At 67.7% G+C, this 15,299-nt stretch carries 13 protein-coding genes; 4 read left to right on the top strand and 9 right to left on the bottom strand.

Annotation, left to right across the window (positions count from 1 at the left end; translation table 11 throughout):
• Positions 1 to 16 precede the first annotated feature (16 nt).
• The 5 genes from ACFXHA_RS28325 to ACFXHA_RS28345 all read right to left on the bottom strand — a co-directional run bounded on the left by ACFXHA_RS28325 (position 17) and on the right by ACFXHA_RS28345 (position 8,592).
• Entirely contained in the window at positions 17 to 592 is a 576-nt protein-coding gene (locus tag ACFXHA_RS28325; protein ID WP_379361967.1) for an HIT family protein, read from the bottom strand.
• Entirely contained in the window at positions 589 to 2,646 is a 2,058-nt protein-coding gene (gene thrS, locus ACFXHA_RS28330; RefSeq protein ID WP_379361969.1) for a threonine--tRNA ligase, read from the bottom strand. The genes ACFXHA_RS28325 and thrS overlap by 4 nt, the downstream gene beginning before the upstream one ends.
• 303 nt (positions 2,647 to 2,949) lie before the next feature.
• Positions 2,950 to 3,732, bottom strand: a complete 783-nt coding sequence (locus ACFXHA_RS28335) for a (2Fe-2S)-binding protein (RefSeq protein WP_379361971.1) — start codon at positions 3,730 to 3,732, stop codon at positions 2,950 to 2,952.
• 244 nt (positions 3,733 to 3,976) lie between these two features.
• Complete coding sequence (locus ACFXHA_RS28340; protein WP_379361973.1) at positions 3,977 to 6,187, bottom strand: SulP family inorganic anion transporter; 2,211 nt, start codon at positions 6,185 to 6,187, stop codon at positions 3,977 to 3,979.
• A 194-nt stretch (positions 6,188 to 6,381) separates the two neighbouring features.
• Positions 6,382 to 8,592: a SulP family inorganic anion transporter gene (locus tag ACFXHA_RS28345; RefSeq protein ID WP_379361975.1), complete on the bottom strand. Its 2,211-nt coding sequence runs from the start codon at positions 8,590 to 8,592 to the stop codon at positions 6,382 to 6,384.
• 302 nt (positions 8,593 to 8,894) lie between these two features.
• Here ACFXHA_RS28345 and ACFXHA_RS28350 point away from each other — a divergent pair, with 302 nt between their 5' ends.
• Positions 8,895 to 9,941 (top strand): extracellular solute-binding protein, encoded by a 1,047-nt coding sequence (locus ACFXHA_RS28350; RefSeq protein ID WP_379361977.1) that lies wholly within the window; start codon positions 8,895 to 8,897, stop codon positions 9,939 to 9,941.
• Here the strand turns inward: ACFXHA_RS28350 and ACFXHA_RS28355 are convergent, their stop codons facing one another.
• Together ACFXHA_RS28355 and ACFXHA_RS28360 are read right to left on the bottom strand one after the other, a co-directional pair.
• Positions 9,942 to 10,322, bottom strand: coding sequence for a DUF5313 family protein (locus ACFXHA_RS28355; RefSeq protein ID WP_379361979.1), 381 nt, complete (start codon positions 10,320 to 10,322; stop codon positions 9,942 to 9,944).
• Between the two features lie 30 nt (positions 10,323 to 10,352).
• Positions 10,353 to 10,673, bottom strand: a complete 321-nt coding sequence (locus ACFXHA_RS28360; RefSeq protein ID WP_379361981.1) for an ArsR/SmtB family transcription factor — start codon at positions 10,671 to 10,673, stop codon at positions 10,353 to 10,355.
• Positions 10,674 to 10,759: 86 nt separating this feature from the next.
• On the opposite strand from ACFXHA_RS28360, the gene ACFXHA_RS28365 reads away from it, so the two are divergent.
• The gene (locus tag ACFXHA_RS28365; RefSeq protein WP_379361983.1) at positions 10,760 to 11,563 is read left to right on the top strand and encodes an alpha/beta fold hydrolase; all 804 of its coding nucleotides are present in this window, start codon (positions 10,760 to 10,762) and stop codon (positions 11,561 to 11,563) included.
• A gap of 1 nt (position 11,564) precedes the next feature.
• Here the strand turns inward: ACFXHA_RS28365 and ACFXHA_RS28370 are convergent, their stop codons facing one another.
• Entirely contained in the window at positions 11,565 to 12,122 is a 558-nt protein-coding gene (locus ACFXHA_RS28370) for a hypothetical protein (protein ID WP_379361985.1), read from the bottom strand.
• Between the two features lie 174 nt (positions 12,123 to 12,296).
• Complete coding sequence (locus ACFXHA_RS28375; protein WP_379361987.1) at positions 12,297 to 13,427, bottom strand: agmatine/peptidylarginine deiminase; 1,131 nt, start codon at positions 13,425 to 13,427, stop codon at positions 12,297 to 12,299.
• 314 nt (positions 13,428 to 13,741) lie between these two features.
• Here ACFXHA_RS28375 and ACFXHA_RS28380 point away from each other — a divergent pair, with 314 nt between their 5' ends.
• On the top strand, positions 13,742 to 14,473 hold the full coding sequence (locus ACFXHA_RS28380; RefSeq protein ID WP_379361989.1) for a maleylpyruvate isomerase family mycothiol-dependent enzyme: 732 nt from the start codon (positions 13,742 to 13,744) through the stop codon (positions 14,471 to 14,473).
• Between the two features lie 80 nt (positions 14,474 to 14,553).
• Entirely contained in the window at positions 14,554 to 15,279 is a 726-nt protein-coding gene (locus tag ACFXHA_RS28385) for a hypothetical protein (RefSeq protein WP_379361991.1), read from the top strand.
• Positions 15,280 to 15,299: the final 20 nt, after the last annotated feature.

Here is a 15,299-nt window from a genome sequence, read left to right on the forward strand (position 1 = left end):
GTGCTGTTGCTCCGGCTCATGCCTGGTCGGCTTCCTTCCACGCCTGTGCCAGCAGTGCCCGCGTTTCGCGCAGCAGCTGTGGCATCACCTTCACTCCGCCGACGACGGTAATGAAATTGGCGTCTCCACTCCAGCGCGGCACGATATGTTGATGCAGGTGATCGGCGAGTGAACCACCGGCAACGCCACCGAGATTCAGTCCGACATTGAAGCCTTCGGGCCGCGACACCTGTTTCATGACGCGAATCGCCTGCTGGGTGAACGCCATCAGCTCGGCGCTCTCCTCCGGCGTCAGGTCCTCGAGGTTCGCGACCCGGCGATACGGCACCACCATGGTGTGGCCGGGGTTGTACGGGTACAGGTTGAGCACCGCGTACACCCACTGCCCGCGCGCCAGGATCAGCCCGTCCTCGTCCGACATCTCGGGGATGTCGGTGAAGGGGTGCCCGGTCTTCTTGGGCACCTTGCGTTCCTCGGCCTCACCGGTGATGTAGGACATCCGGTGCGGAGTCCACAGCCGCTGCAGGCGGTCGGGATCCCCGGCACCGGTGTCCACGATCTGGTCGGGTCCGGGCACGGTCCAATCACTCATTGATCGCCTTTGCGGATCTCGAAGCCCTCCGCGGTCGGAGATGCGTTCTCGCGCCGCTGAATCCAGTCGGTGATGGTGGCGACCGCGTCGGCGACGGGCACCCCGTTGACCTGGGTGCCGTCGCGGAAGCGGAAGCTGACCGCGTTGTTCTCGACGTCGCGCGCACCGGCGAGCAGCTGGAAGGGGATCTTCTGTGCGGTCTGGTTGAAGATCTTCTTCTGCATGCGGTCGTCGCTGCGGTCGACCTCGGCGCGAATGTTGTTGTCGCGCAGGGCTTCGATGACACCGTCGAGGTGCTCGGCGAAGGTCTCGGCGACCGGGATGCCGACCACCTGTACCGGCGACAGCCAGGCCGGGAACGCGCCCGCGTAGTGCTCGGTGAGCACGCCGAAGAAGCGCTCGATGGAACCGAAGAGCGCGCGGTGGATCATGACCGGGCGGTGCTTGGCACCGTCGCTGCCGGTGTATTCGAGCTCGAAGCGCTCGGGCAGGTTGAAGTCCAGCTGGATGGTGGACATCTGCCAGGTGCGGCCCAGCGCGTCCTTGGCCTGCACGGAGATCTTCGGGCCGTAGAAGGCCGCGCCGCCCGGATCCGGGACCAGCTCCAGACCGGAGTCGGTGGCCACCTTGCGCAGCGTCTCGGTGGCTTCCTCCCACAGCTCGTCGGAGCCGACGAACTTCTTCGGGTCCTTGGTGGAGAGCTCGAGGTAGAAGTCGTCGAGGCCGTAGTCGCGCAGCAGGCTCAGCACGAATTGCAGCGTGGAGGTGAGCTCCGCGTGCATCTGCTCCTTGGTGCAGTAGATGTGCGCGTCGTCCTGGGTCATGCCACGCACCCGGGTCAGGCCGTGGACGACGCCGGACTTCTCGTAACGGTAGACCGAGCCGAATTCGAACATGCGCAGCGGCAGTTCACGATACGAGCGCCCGCGCGACCGGAAGATCAGGTTGTGCATCGGGCAGTTCATCGGCTTGACGTAGTAGTCCTGGCCGGGCTTGCGCACCGAGCCGTCCTCATTGAGTTCGGCGTCGAGGTGCATGGCCGGGAACATGCCGTCGCGGTACCAGTCCAGGTGGCCGGAGACCTCGAACAGGTGGCCCTTGGTGATGTGCGGGGTGTTGACGAACTCGTAGCCCGCCGAGATGTGGCGGCGACGCGAGTAGTCCTCGAGCTCCTTGCGGATGATGCCGCCCTTGGGGTGGAACACCGGCAGGCCCGAACCCAGCTCGTCGGGGAAGGAGAACAGGTCCAGCTCGAGACCCAGCTTGCGGTGATCGCGCTTCTCGGCCTCTTCCAGCAGGTGCAGGTATTCGTCCTGGGCCTCGGTGGATTCCCACGCGGTGCCGTAGATGCGCTGCAGGTCCTCACGCGACTGGTCGCCACGCCAGTAGGCGGCACTCGACCGGGTCAGCTTGAACGCCGGAATGTACTTGGTGGTCGGCAGGTGCGGGCCGCGGCACAGGTCGGCCCAGATCAGCTCGCCGGTGCGCGGGTCCAGGTTGTCGTAGATGGTCAGCTCTTTGCCGCCGACCTCCATGACCTCCGGATCGTCGATGCCCGACTTATCGGAGATGAGCTCCAGCTTGAACGGCTCCTTGGCCAGCTCGACGCGGGCCTCCTCGACCTCGACCACCCGGCGCGAAAACCGCTGCGCGCCTTTGATGATCTTCTTCATCCGGGATTCCAGCTTGGTCAGATCCTCCGGGGTGAACGGCTTGTCCACCTGGAAGTCGTAGTAGAAGCCGTCCTTGATGTACGGGCCGATGCCCAGCTTGGCTCCGGGGAACTCCTGCTGTACGGCCTGCGCGAGCACGTGCGCGGCCGAATGCCGGATCACATTGCGGCCGTCCACGGAATCGGCGGTGATGGCCTCGACCTCGGTGTCGACGTCGGGCGTCCAGCTCAGATCCTTGAGCGCGCCTTCGTCGTCGCGGACGACGATCACCGCGGCAGGTCCCTTGCTCGGCAGGTCCGCCTCGCGCACCGCGGCCCCGGCGGTCGTCCCGGCCGCAACCCGGACGCGGGCGACTGGGGTCTGCTGGGCTGAGGTGGTCACGGCTGCGCACTCCTTGGCATTGTCATAGGCGAGAGGTCTCGCCAGGTCTGGTGCGAGGAACGTGCTCCCCGCGATCGTGGCCGGTCACGAAACACATAGCTCCGGCGGCAACCACTCTATCGGCACGCCCGCGACCTCGTGCCGATGGACCGGCCCCGCCGCGCCGCCGCGCGGCCCGTGACTCCCGCGGACCGCTGCCCATCAGGCCCGATGGCCGCGGCGGCCGCAGCGCGGACCCGAAACCGGATGCGCGCGGTCGTAACTCGCACCGATACCGCCTTCGACCGGGCGGTGTCGCGGTCGTCAGCCGCGGGCGGCGAGTTCGGCGAGCTTGGCCTCGCGTTCCGGGGCGGGACGCTTGGGGCAGCTGGTGCACATTTCGCAGCCCGGGACCTCGAAGACGAGGCAGCAGGAGATGCGGCGGACGAAGGTGCGGCCGCCGACGTCCTGGAAGCGCGGGACGGGCAGGCGGCCGGCCACATCGCGGGCCAGGCGGGCACCGGCTTCGGCCGCACCGATATCCAGCGCACGATTGCCGATGGCGTCGGCCACGATCGCCCAGAGGGATGGCACACCCGCGCCGGAGACCTCGGCGACGACCGGGATCACCCGCGACAGCGTGTGGCGCAGCGCCTGCCCGATCGGGGTGGTCGTGCAGCAAGCCGCCGAATGTGGCTCCGGGTGGCCGCAATTCACGCCTGCCGACGCGGAATCGACGACCTCTGCAGGCGAGTCGGCGAGGTCTACGGGGGTCGGACCGGGCGGGATCAGGCCCGCTGCCAGCGCCACCGTATAGGCGTGCGGCTCCGGGATCACCCGTTCCACACCGCCGTCCGGCCGGACCTCCAGGCTGATGTGCTCGAGGGCGGGGTCGAAGGCGGGCTGTCCACTCGCCACCGCCGCGACGATCGGGTCCACCAGCGACGACGCCGCCATGCACCACCACAGCGTCCCCGACACCCGCGTGTTGGCAGTCCCCCAGCTGATCCCCATGTCGGCGATCCGTTCGGCCAGCCACTGCGGCCGCAGCAGCTCGGTGCCCGGCACCTGGGCCTGTGAAACAGGGGTCTGCGCAACCATTTCCATCCGACTCCGATCCTGCGGACTCACGGTGATAGCTACCCGGGTTGGTTACAACGTTCTTCGCTGGTGACTCCCACAATGTCACGTTTCCACACCACCGTGGGCAGGTCCCCCCGCCCCACCCGAGCGGGTGAAGCGGCCCCAGCGTATGCCCCGCCCCTCCCCCACCCGTGCCGACGCGCCCACGAGAATGCACTGGCGCAGGCCCCTTCTCGGGAAATGCCTGCGCCAGTGCATGTTCACCGTGCTAGTGGGTGTGGGTGAGGGCTCCTGATAGGTCGGGGGCGTCGATTTCGGCGATGCCGTCGGGGGTGACTTCGAGGACTCGCGCGGGGGCGATGTCGAAGAAGAGGCCCGAGACCTTCAGGCCGCGTTCGGCGATGGCCCGCCGCACGACCGGGTGCGCACGCAGCGTTTCCAGCTGGACGGCCACGTTGACGATGGAGAGCTGATCGGCCACGCCGTATCCGGCCCGGGCGGCTGCGGAGGCGACCGGGTCACCGGTGTGGAAGCGGTCCACGCTGGGGCGGCCGTGCACCAGCCAGTTGCCGAGGCCGGGGCCGGTGGGGCCGCCCGCGACCAGGGCCTTCATCGCCCCGCAGGACGAGTGACCGCACACCACCACGTTGTCCACGCCCAGTTCGTCGATGGCGAAGGTGAGCGCCGCCTCGATGGAGGCGTCGCGTCCGCCGGGGACGACCAGGTTGCCGACATTGCGGATGGTGAACAGGTCACCGGGTCCGCTGTTGGTGATGACATTGGGCACGATCCGCGAATCCGCACAGGTCAGGAACAGCGAGTGCGGGTTCTGCCCGTCGCGTAGCTCGTCGAGGTGCGGGCGCACCACGTGGGCGTTGCGACGGTGGAAGGCGGCCACACCCTTGGTGATCGGGTTGCCGTCGTCCTCGCGCCAGGGGGCCAGCACGTCGTCGAGCAGGCTGCGGGCGCGGCCGCGGACCGGCGGGCCGGTCAGCGCGTGTGCCATGTGCGCGGTGCCGAGCTCCACGAATTCGACTGTGCCGCCGGTGCTCTCGTGCTGACGAGCCCAGTCGTGGATGGCCTCGTAGGCGGCGTGGTCGAGGAAGTCGACGCTCAACTCCACCAGGGCTTCGGCACCCGCGGGCACCTTGGCCAGTTCCGAGGACAGCTTGGGCAGCGCCAGGAAGGTGCAGGTGCCGTCGATGCTGACCAGCCAACGGTCGGTGCCGGCCACCGGGGCGGCGAGCACCGCGACGCGCACGACCCGCCACAGCAGCAGCGCGAACGCCAGCGCCAGGCCGATGATGACGCCTTCGAGGAGGTTGAGGAACACCACGCCGAGCACGGTCACCAGGTAGACCAGCAGATCACCGGTGCGCCGGGCGAGCTTGATGTGCGCGAGCTTGACCAGCTGGATGCCGACCACGATGAGCAGCCCGGCCAACGCGGACTTGGGAATCTGCTGCACCAGGCCGACGAGCGCGACCGAGAACACCAGAATCCAGATGCCGTGCAGCAGCGCCGAAGCGCGAGTGCGGGCGCCGGCCGCGACATTGGTGGCGCTGCGCACGATGACGCCGGTGACCGGCAGGCCGCCGAGCGCGCCGGAAACCATATTGGCCGCACCCTGTCCGACCAGTTCCCGGTCGAAGTCGGTGCGCGGTCCGGTGTGCATCTTGTCGACGGAGACCGCCGACAGCAGGGATTCGACGCTGGCGATCAAGGCGATGGTCAGTGCCGCGAGCACCACCCCGCCCCAGTCACCCGAGGGCAGCGACGGCAGTCCGATGGCGTCGAACAGCGAGCCGTTCAACACGATTCGCTCGGGATCGCCGGGCAGCACCAGCGACAGCACGGTCGCGGTCACGACGGCGACCAGCGGTCCGGGCAGCATCTTCAGCGGCCCGGGCACGTACTTCCAGCTGAGCATGATGCCGATGACGACGATGCCGACGAGGAAGTCGTCGCCGTGCAGATGCAGCAGCTGGTTGGGCAGTTCTTCCAGGTTCTCCCAGGCGGAACTCTGCGAGGTGCCGCCCAGCAGCACATGGAACTGCTGCAGCGCGATGGTGATGCCGATACCGGCGAGCATGGCGTGCACCACCACCGGCGCGATGGCCAGCGCGGCGCGCGCAATGCGGCTCAGGCCGAACAGAATCTGCAGACCACCGGCGAGCACGGTGATGAAACAGGCTGTCTTCCAACCAAATTCGCTGATAGTTGCGGCGACCACCACGGTCAGACCGGCGGCGGGCCCGCTGACCTGCAGCGGCGAACCGCCGAGCAGGCCGACCACGACACCGCCGACGACGGCGGCGATGAGTCCGGCCGCGATGGGCGCACCGGAGGCGACCGCGATGCCGAGCGAGAGCGGCAGCGCGACGAGGAATACGACGAGGGATGCAGGAAGATCGTGGCGCAGCAGAGTATCGAATCTGCCGGCGGTTCTGCCTGGCGGTGAATCGGTGTCGCGAGACATATTGCTCCTTGGCGAGCATGTACAGGGGCATCGAATTAAGGCTGCGGGCAGCATTGGCCGCAGACTCACCGGACGAGCAAAGGTAAGGCTAAAGGTAAAGACTTAGCAAAGTCTGAGAAAAGCTGCGCCACAAAGTTAAAGGGGTGTGAACCCTTTCGGATTCACACCCCTGCGGGCGAAAGACTCCCCGGTCGTCAAGCAGGTTGAGCAACCCGCCCGACGCCGTCGATCTCCGCGATCCCGTCCACCGTGACCTCCACCACGCGGGCGGTGGCGATGTCGAAGAACAGCCCCGAGAGCACGACGCCGCGCTCCTGCACCCCGCGCCGCACCACCGGATGCGCCGAGAGCGTCTCGAGCTGCACCGCCACATTCACCATGCCCAGCTGATCCACCGTCCCGAAGCCCGCCGCCTCCGCCGCGACCGCGACCGGATGCCCTAGCCGGAAGCGCTCGAGGCTGGGCCGGGCATGCGCGAGCCAGTCGTCGAGCTGGGAGCCGGTGACCAATTCACTGTGCAGCGCACCCATTGCGCCGCAACCGGAATGCCCGCACACCACCACCGAACGCACATCGAGCTTGTCGAGGGCGTAGATGAGCGCGGCCTCCATCGACGAGTCCTGGGCGTCGCGCGGAATCAGGTTGCCGACATTGCGGACGGTGAACAGGTCGCCGGGACCGCTGTTGGTGATGACGTTGGGCACGATGCGGGAGTCGGCGCACGTGACGAAAAGCGAGTCGGGTTCCTGGCCGTCGCGCAGTACCCCCAGGTGTGGGCGCATGACGTGTGCGTGGCTGCGGTGATAGGCCGCCACTCCCGCGACGATGCGGTCCACGTCGTTGGCGCTGCGCCGCCACGGGCCCAGCACCTCGTCGAGCAGGTGACGGGAGTGCCCGCGCGCGACCGGGCCGTCGGCGGCGTCGGCCATGCGGACCGCGCCGGATTCCACGAATTCGACCGTGCCGCCCTCGATTCGGTGCACGTCGGCCCAGTCCTGCAGGGCGTCGTAGGCGGCGTGGTCCATGAAGTCGACGGTCATCTCGATCACCACGTCGGTCCCGGCGGGCACCCGGTGCAGCTGGGTGGTGAGCTTGGGCAGCGCCAGGAAGGTGAAGCTGCCGTCGACGGTGACCCGCCAGCGCAACGGGTCGAGTTCCTCGGCGGCGACGTTGACCCGCACGACCCGCCACAGCAGCAGCGCGAAGGCCAGCGCGAGCCCGACCAGCATGCCCAGCAACAGATTCCAGAACACCACCACCGTGACCGTGGCGGCGTACACGAACAGGTCGCCGGTGCGCTGAGCCCGGCGGATGTGCGCGAGCTTGATCAGCTGGATGCCGACCACGATGAGCAGTCCGGCCAACGCGGCCTTGGGAATCGAGCGCACCACCCCGACCAGAGCCACCGAGAACAGCAGGATCCACAAGCCGTGCAGCATGGTCGAGGCCTTGGTGCGCGCCCCGGCCTTGACATTGGTGATGCTGCGCACGATGACCGCCGCCACCGGCAAGCCGCCGATCAGGCCCGAGACCATATTGGCCGCGCCCTGACCGAGCAGTTCGCGGTCGAGATCGGTTCGGCGCGCGGTGTTCTGACGCATCCGGTCCACGGCCACGGCCGATAGTAGGGTCTCCACGCTGGCGATGAGCGCGATGGTGACCGCCATCAGCGCCACCTGCGCCCAGCTGCCGTGCGGCAGTTGCGGCAGGTGCAGTTCCTGCAGCAGCGAGCCGTCGATGGAGATGCGCGCGACCCGCACCGGCAGCACGTGCGCGAGCAGCGTGGCCACGACCACCGCCACCAGCGGCGCGGGCACATTGCGCACGGGTTCGGGCAGGTGCCGCCAGCCGACCAGGATTGCGATCACGACCAGTCCGATGCACAGGTCGCCCGGGTGGACGGAGGCCAGCTGGTGCGGCAGCGCGACGATCGCGTCCCAGGAGGAGGTCAGCGAATCACCGCCCAGCAGCACGTGCACCTGTTCGAGCGCGATGATGATGCCGATCCCGGCGAGCATGGCGTGCACCACGACCGGTGCGATGGCGAGCACGCCGCGCGCGATCCGGCTGAGCCCGAACAGAATCTGCAGGCCACCGGCCAGGATGGTGATGAAACAGGTGGCGGCCCAGCCGAATTGGTTGATGGATTCGGCGACTACCACGGTCAGCGAGGCGGTGGGCCCGCTGACCTGCATGGTCGATCCGCCCAGCAGTCCGGCGACCACGCCGCCCACCACGGCGGCGATGAGTCCGGCCGCGACCGGCGCGCCGACGGCCACGGCGATGCCGATGGACAGGGGCAGCGAGACCAGGAAGACGACGAGTGAAGCGGGTAGATCGTGGCGCAACATCGCGGCAAGGCCGGGAAGCGACGTCCGTGGAGGCTGATCGGTGTCGGTGGACATATCTCTCCTTCGCCGGCACGGCTCCGCCGCCCGGTTCATCGGTCAACATGTACTGGCATCGAGAGGCAGCGGCGGGCGAGGCTGGAGAACCACGACGCTTGGCAGATCGCCGCGGGTAAGCGTAAAGACAAGGCAAAGGAAATGAAAAGCGTTTGCGGCAATTGAGGCGAACCGCTATCAAACTGTGACACAGCTCACCACGGGCCGCAAACCCCCCAGTTGTCACCGCCCGTTCACCACTTCGTCAGAGCGAGTCCCTAACCTTCCGCGCCGAACAGCTGTTTTCGAAAGGGTTCCGCGGTATGCCGCTCTCTCGCCGCGCCTTCGTCGCGGCCGTCGCCACCTCCGCATTCGCGACCGCGGGCTGTGGCAGCCATACCGACTCGAATCCCGTTCCGGCCGCGACGAGTTCGTGGACCCCACCGCCCGGACTGGCCGGTGAACTCACGCTGTACTCGGCCAATCCGCAGGACCTCACCGATGAACTGGTGGCCGCGTTCACCAAGGTGTCGGGGGTGAAGGTCAAGGTCTTCAGCGGTGAGACCGGCAAGATCACCGGCAAACTCGACAGCGAGGGCGCGCGTCCGGCGGCCGATGTGGTGTACCTGGCCTCCTGGACCCCGGCCGCCCAGTACAACCTCGACGGCCGCACCCTGGCCTACACGCCGCGCGGGGCCGACCGCATCCACGACGGCTGGATCAGCAAGGACCACGGCTTCGTCGGACGCGACGGTTCGGCACTGGTCATGGTGGTGAACTCGAAAATGGTGCCGCGCCTGCCCAATGACTGGGCCGATCTGGCCGCCCCCGAATTCCACGACGCCGTGATCATGCCCGATCCCCGCGAATCCGGTACCGCCCGTGACCTGCTCGCGGCCATGGTGAGCGCATGGGGCCGCGAGCACACCTGGGCCATGTTCGATGCCCTGTTCGCCAATGGGATGACGGTGCGCGGCGGCAACGGCCCGGCCCTGGACGAGGTCACCGCCGGGCACTACGCGGTGATCCTCGGCGGCGTCGACTACTCCGCCTACGACGCGTCGGCCAAAGGTGTTCCGCTGCGGGTCATCTCACCGTCATCGGGCACGGTGATCACACCGCGGCCCATCTTCATCCTGAACACCACCCGCAACCCCGTCGCCGCGAAAGCCTTGGTGGACTACATGTTCACCCCCGAGGCCCAGCAGATCACGGCCGCGCACAAGATGATCCCCGCCCGCACCGACATCCCCGTCGCCCCCGGCACCCGCACCTACGCCGAGGTCAAGCAGCTGCCCTTCTCCTGGGATCAGGTCAAGGGCAGCGGCACCGAGATCCTCGCCGATTTCACCGCGCGCTACCTGAGCTGATCACCCGCGCCCGTGCGCGCGTTCGTAGGCTTCGCGCGCGGCGGCCGTGCGGGCCCGCTCACGCTGATCGGCCAGGGCCGGGTCGAGCCCGTGTTTGACCAGACGTGCCCGGCGAAAGACGTACATGAGCGCCACGGTGAAATAGATCAGCGGCAAATACAGCAGCGCCATCATGGCCAGGCTCATCCACAGCGGCCCGGGGATGAGCAGGAACAGGCACAGCGGCGCAATGATCGGAATGAGAATCCGCAGCAGATAACGCCGTGCCGCGCCCGGTCCGGTCAGGTCGTCGATCACCCACTGCCCCATCGCGGGCGGCAGCGTCCCGCCGCAGATATAGCGCAGGCGCTCAACGAGATTCGGTTCGGTCGAGGCGTTCATCGGTACTTTCTTTCGGCCGGGTGCGGTGCGCTAGGCGAGGTGTTCGAGTGCTTCGGCCTGGCCGGCGACGACGCCGGTGAGGATGGCGCGGGCCACCGCGAGCAGCTCCGCGACCTGCGGTGAGGTGAGTTCGTAGGTGACCGAGAGTCCTTCGCGGCGCGCGGTCACCAACCCGGCGCGGCGCAGAATCGACAGTTGCTGCGACAGATTCGCGGCCTCGACCCCGATCTCGGCGAGCAGCTCCGAGACCGCGTGCTCACGCTGACTCAGCAGCTCCAGGACCCGGATGCGCACGGGATGCCCCAGGGTTTTGAAGAAGTCCGCCTTCATTTGATAGAGCGGCCGTTGCATTCCTTGCACAATTGCAGAGTTTAGCAACCAGCCAATCAGCTGGTAGTTTCGGGCGGTCCCGAACCGTGCGACCAGAGAGACCCACCGTGCCCATCGCCACCCTGAACGGCATCCCGCTCAACTACGACGTCACCGGGGACGGCCCGCTGGTCGTCCTGGTCATGGGTACCGGGAGTCCGGGGCGGGTGTGGCGGACGTATCAGGTTCCGGCGCTGGTGAAGTCGGGGTTCCGGGTCGCCACGTTCGACAATCGCGGGATCGCGCCCTCGGCCGAGTGCGCGCACGGCATGCGGATCGAAGACCTCGTCGGCGATACCGCGGCGCTCATCGAGCATCTCGGCGGGCCCGCGTTCGTGGTGGGCACGTCCCTGGGTGCGCGCGTCACGCAGGAACTCGCCTTGGCGCGACCGGATCTGGTGCGCAAGGCGGTCATGCTGGCGACCACTGGGCGGCCGCATCCGCTGGCTAGCACGCTGAACCGGGGTGAGCAGGCGCTGGCCGCACAAGGGGTGAAGCTGCCGCCGGAGTACGCGGCGGCGATCAAGGCGATGCTCAATCTCTCGCCGCACACGCTCGAGGCCGATGATTCCGCCCAGAACTGGCTCGACATCTTCGAGTTCTCGGCGAGCGCGGAGCCCGCGCCGGGTGTGCTGGCGCAGATGCGAATGGATCGCTCCGCGAACCGGCTGGCCGCCTACGCCCGGATCACCGTCCCCAGCCTGGTCGTCGGTTTCGCCGACGACCGCATGCTGCCACCGGTTTTCGGGCGCGAGGTGGCCGATGCGATTCCGGGCGCGCGCTTCGTCGAGCTCGACAAGTGCGGCCACTACGGCTATCTCGAACGGCCCGACGAGGTCAACCGCACCATCATCGACTTCCTCGCCGAATAGCTCAGCGCGCGAAGTCCTTGCGCTTGATCTTGGCGCGGCGGCCGTCGGGGTGATGGAAGACCAGGCCCTCGGCGAGATGGCCGGGGGCGAAGGCGCTGTCGAAATCGGCCAGGAATTCCCGTAGTTCGGCGTAGGTGCGGGGCACGTCGGCGACGACCGGCGGAAACAGGTTGAAGGCGGCGCAGATGTGCTTGTCGAGGCCGAGCGGATTGCCCTGGATGCGCGGGCCGAGCGCCTCGCAGGAGTGCTCGCCGTCCGGCCAGCCCGAGACGTCGGTGTTCGCGGCCGCGGCCAGGATCCACTTGTCCTCGGCGAGGTCCTCGTGCGCGTCGACGTACCAGCCGTCGGTGATGCCGGCCTGCTTCTGTTCCTTGCTGGGGTTGCGCCGCTTCTCCACGCGCACTACCTGTCCCGAGCGCACGGTCAGGCGGATATTGGTGCCGTCGAGCTTCTCGGTGGCGACGCCCTCGCCCGCGAAGACCCACGCGCACTCGGTGCGCGGGCGATCGAGGACCTTGAATCGGTCGACACGCTCGAACAGCGTCGGGATCTTTTCCATGGCCGGTGATCATTCCGGCTCGGTGCCGCGCTGACCAACACATTTAGCGCGCGCCACATTATTCGCTCCAGGTCGCTGTCTCGACAACGATTGTGCGGCCGGTCCGGAACGGGCGGCGGCCCGGACCGGCCGCACCCCGGTGAATTGCAGGGTTTCACCGGGAGTTTCGGTGGCTCAGTCGACGGGTTCCTGCTGGGTGGTGCAGTGGATGCCACCACCGCCGGCCGCGATGGCGTCGATATTGATCTGCACCACATGCCGATCCGGGAACAGTCGCCGCAGCGTGGACGCGGCCGCGGTATCGGTTTCGGGGTCACCGAATTCGGGGGCGATGACGCCGCCGTTGCAGACGTAGAAGTTGATGTAGCCCGCCGCGAAGTCGTCGCCCGCGCCCTTGTAGCGCAGATCCGTAGGCGCTTCGAGGGTTTCGACCTGCAGCGGACGACCCTGCGCGTCGGTGGCGTTGTGCAGGATGTCGAGATGCTTGCGGGTCACGTCGTAGTCGAAGGACTCCTCGTTGTTGTCCAGGCCCGCGACCACGACACCCGGTCCGGCGAAGCGGGCGTAGAAGTCGGTGTGGCCGTCGGTGATGTCGTGCCCGGCGATGCCCGGCAGCCAGATCACCTTCTTGATGCCCAGCAGGTGCTCGAGCTCGGCCTCCACGTCGGACTTCTTCCAGCCCTTGTTCCGATTGTTGTTCAGCACACAGGATTCGGTGATGATCGCGGTGCCCTCGCCGTCGACCTCGAGGCCGCCGCCCTCGAGCACCAGGTCGGTGTGCACGGTCTCGACGCCCGCGCGGCCGTCGACGAAGGTGGCCACCTTGCTGTCGCGGCGGTGCTGCTGCTTGCCGCCCCAGCCGTTGAAGTTGAAGTCGACACCGGCCTTGGTGCCGTTGCCCTTCACGAAGACCGGGCCGGTGTCGCGCATCCACAGGTCGTCGAGGTCGGCGGCAATGAGTTCGACGTTCGCACCCCCGAGCAGGTTGCGGGCCATGTCGAGTTCGTCCTGACGCACCAGCATGGACACCGGTTCGAAGCGTGAGATGGTGGTGGCGATGGTGGCCAGGTCCTTTCGGACCTGCGGCAGCAACTGCGCGCCCCAGATGGCCTCGCTCGCACCGAAGGCCATCCAGGTGCGCTTGTGCGCCGTGCCCTCGTCGGGCATCACCCAGTCGCGGCCGTCCTTGGCCGCCGAGGTGCCGGTGTCACCGTTGAACCACGAGGAGATCGGGCCGTCACAGGCCGCGGCCACCAGCCCGCCCATGGCCAACATTCCCGTTCGCATGAATCCGCGTCGTTCCATCTCGCTGTCTCCTTGTATGAGGGGTACGGCGCGGCGTTTCCCTCGGCGGCGCGCTGAAACCGATAAACCCGCTGGTAGAGCGGTCGTCCGCACTCGACGACCCGGAGCGGGCACCACGAACTGTATTCCTGACTAAATTTTCAGTCAAGAACTGCGGCGCAGGTCACGTGGCATGCCGAGTCCACCGATTGGCGCTCGATCATCGCGTTCGCACCTTCGGAAAGTCGTATATCTTTGCCCGCCAGCATCATTCGCGTCGCAACCGACCTAGGGTGACTACCGACCAAGATCATCGATGGAAGGGATGCCGGAGCGTGACGGGCAAGGGTGTGGAGTGGCTGGCACCGATCGAGGCGTCCACGCGACGGTTCCTCGCGACGGTCGAGGCCCTCCCCGAGGAGGCCGTCGCCGGTGATTCCCTGATTCCGCCGTGGACGCGCGGGCATGTCATCACCCATGTGTGCCGCGCGAGCGACAGCCTGGTCCGATTGCTGACCTGGGCTCGGACCGGAGTCGAGACGCCGCAGTACCCGAGCATGGACGCCCGGGCCGCGGAGATCGAGGCGGGCGCGGGACGGCCGCCGACAGTGCAGGCGGCCGATGTGGCGGCCAGTGCCGAGCGGTTCGCCGCGGCGGTGCACGCCTTGACGCCCGAGGCGTGGGAGCGGCAGGTCCGGCCGCGCACCGGCGAATTGCGGACCCCGGAAACGCTGGTGCCGATGTGGTTGCGCGAACTGGAGATCCATCACGCGGACCTGAACGCCGGATACTCGTTCGGCGATATTCCCTGGTCGGCGGCCCGGTGGATTCTCGACGATATCGCCGACGCCCTGGCGCGGCGCACATCCGGGGCTCCAGCGCTGGTGCTGCGGGCCAGCGACAGCGACTTCCAGCGCGATCTGACCGGCGACGGACACGCGACCGTCGAAATCGTTGGGACGCAAGCGGATCTGCTGGGCTGGCTCAGCGGACGGGTGCCCGCCGAGGCCAGCGGGCTGACCGCCGGGCGTGCCGATCCGGTTCCGGCCGCGCCGACCTGGATCTGAAGCGGCGGCCTGGATCTGATCCGGGCATTTTCGGCGGTCTTCCTATCGGTGTGGCGGCGCACCCGTCAGACTCGATGGGTATGACCACCGTCCGCATCACCGCTGCTCTGGCCGCTGCCCTCGTGATCTCGGGGGCCGTGGCCATCGGTCCGGCCGCCACGCCCGCGCAGGCGTACGGCCCGGCGTCGTGCGTTCCCGGCAATCCCGCCCAGCCCACCGGCGAGCTGTTCGCCACCAACAACACCGCCACCATCACCGATCCGGCCGATCCGCGGCTGTCGGATCAGCTGTCGCTGTTCGAGCTCGAGGTGAACGCGACCGCGCTCACCGAATTGGCCCTGCCGGTCGGGTCGCAACTGCTCGACGGGGTGTTCTGGTCCGTGGATTCGGGCACCACCACCTATGAGCGTTCCCGGCAATTCCAGCTGGCCTGTACCGATTACAAGAATCTGTGCTGGGTCGCCGACGACATCCGGGTGCGCGACAACCAGGAATCGGTGCTGACCTTCGAATACCTGCCGGGTGAGGACTCGCGCGCCAACGGTTTCACCGTCACCGTGCCCGGCATCGACCGCACTCGCTTCCACGATGCGCTGGTCGCCGATCCCGCGGTCCGCGACACCCTCGGGGGCGGCTCGGTCACCCAGGACGGTGCGCTGATCCTGGTGGCCGATCGCGGCGATATGGCGCTGGTCCGGGATTTCGTGACCGGTCTGGGCGCGGCATGGAATTCCGCTGCCGTCGTCTACGGTCACAGCGAATTCGTCCACTCCACGGGCACTTCGGCGCTCGCATGTGCACTGTGAGGACCCGCCGGGAGACTAGA

The organism is Nocardia sp. NPDC059240 (assembly GCF_042753865.1).
Classification (GTDB): domain Bacteria; phylum Actinomycetota; class Actinomycetes; order Mycobacteriales; family Mycobacteriaceae; genus Nocardia.

What these genes read in the sequence shown, in the direction of transcription:
- ACFXHA_RS28340 (WP_379361973.1), bottom strand. Translation starts at nt 6,187, where the DNA reads ATGTCTCGCGACACCGATTCACCGCCAGGCAGAACCGCCGGCAGATTC.
- ACFXHA_RS28375 (WP_379361987.1), bottom strand. Translation starts at nt 13,427, where the DNA reads ATGGAACGACGCGGATTCATGCGAACGGGAATGTTGGCCATGGGCGGG.
- ACFXHA_RS28345 (WP_379361975.1), bottom strand. Translation starts at nt 8,592, where the DNA reads ATGTCCACCGACACCGATCAGCCTCCACGGACGTCGCTTCCCGGCCTT.
- ACFXHA_RS28335 (WP_379361971.1), bottom strand. Translation starts at nt 3,732, where the DNA reads ATGGAAATGGTTGCGCAGACCCCTGTTTCACAGGCCCAGGTGCCGGGC.
- ACFXHA_RS28360 (WP_379361981.1), bottom strand. Translation starts at nt 10,673, where the DNA reads ATGCAACGGCCGCTCTATCAAATGAAGGCGGACTTCTTCAAAACCCTG.
- ACFXHA_RS28355 (WP_379361979.1), bottom strand. Translation starts at nt 10,322, where the DNA reads ATGAACGCCTCGACCGAACCGAATCTCGTTGAGCGCCTGCGCTATATC.
- ACFXHA_RS28350 (WP_379361977.1), top strand. Translation starts at nt 8,895, where the DNA reads ATGCCGCTCTCTCGCCGCGCCTTCGTCGCGGCCGTCGCCACCTCCGCA.
- ACFXHA_RS28325 (WP_379361967.1), bottom strand. Translation starts at nt 592, where the DNA reads ATGAGTGATTGGACCGTGCCCGGACCCGACCAGATCGTGGACACCGGT.
- ACFXHA_RS28370 (WP_379361985.1), bottom strand. Translation starts at nt 12,122, where the DNA reads ATGGAAAAGATCCCGACGCTGTTCGAGCGTGTCGACCGATTCAAGGTC.
- ACFXHA_RS28385 (WP_379361991.1), top strand. Translation starts at nt 14,554, where the DNA reads ATGACCACCGTCCGCATCACCGCTGCTCTGGCCGCTGCCCTCGTGATC.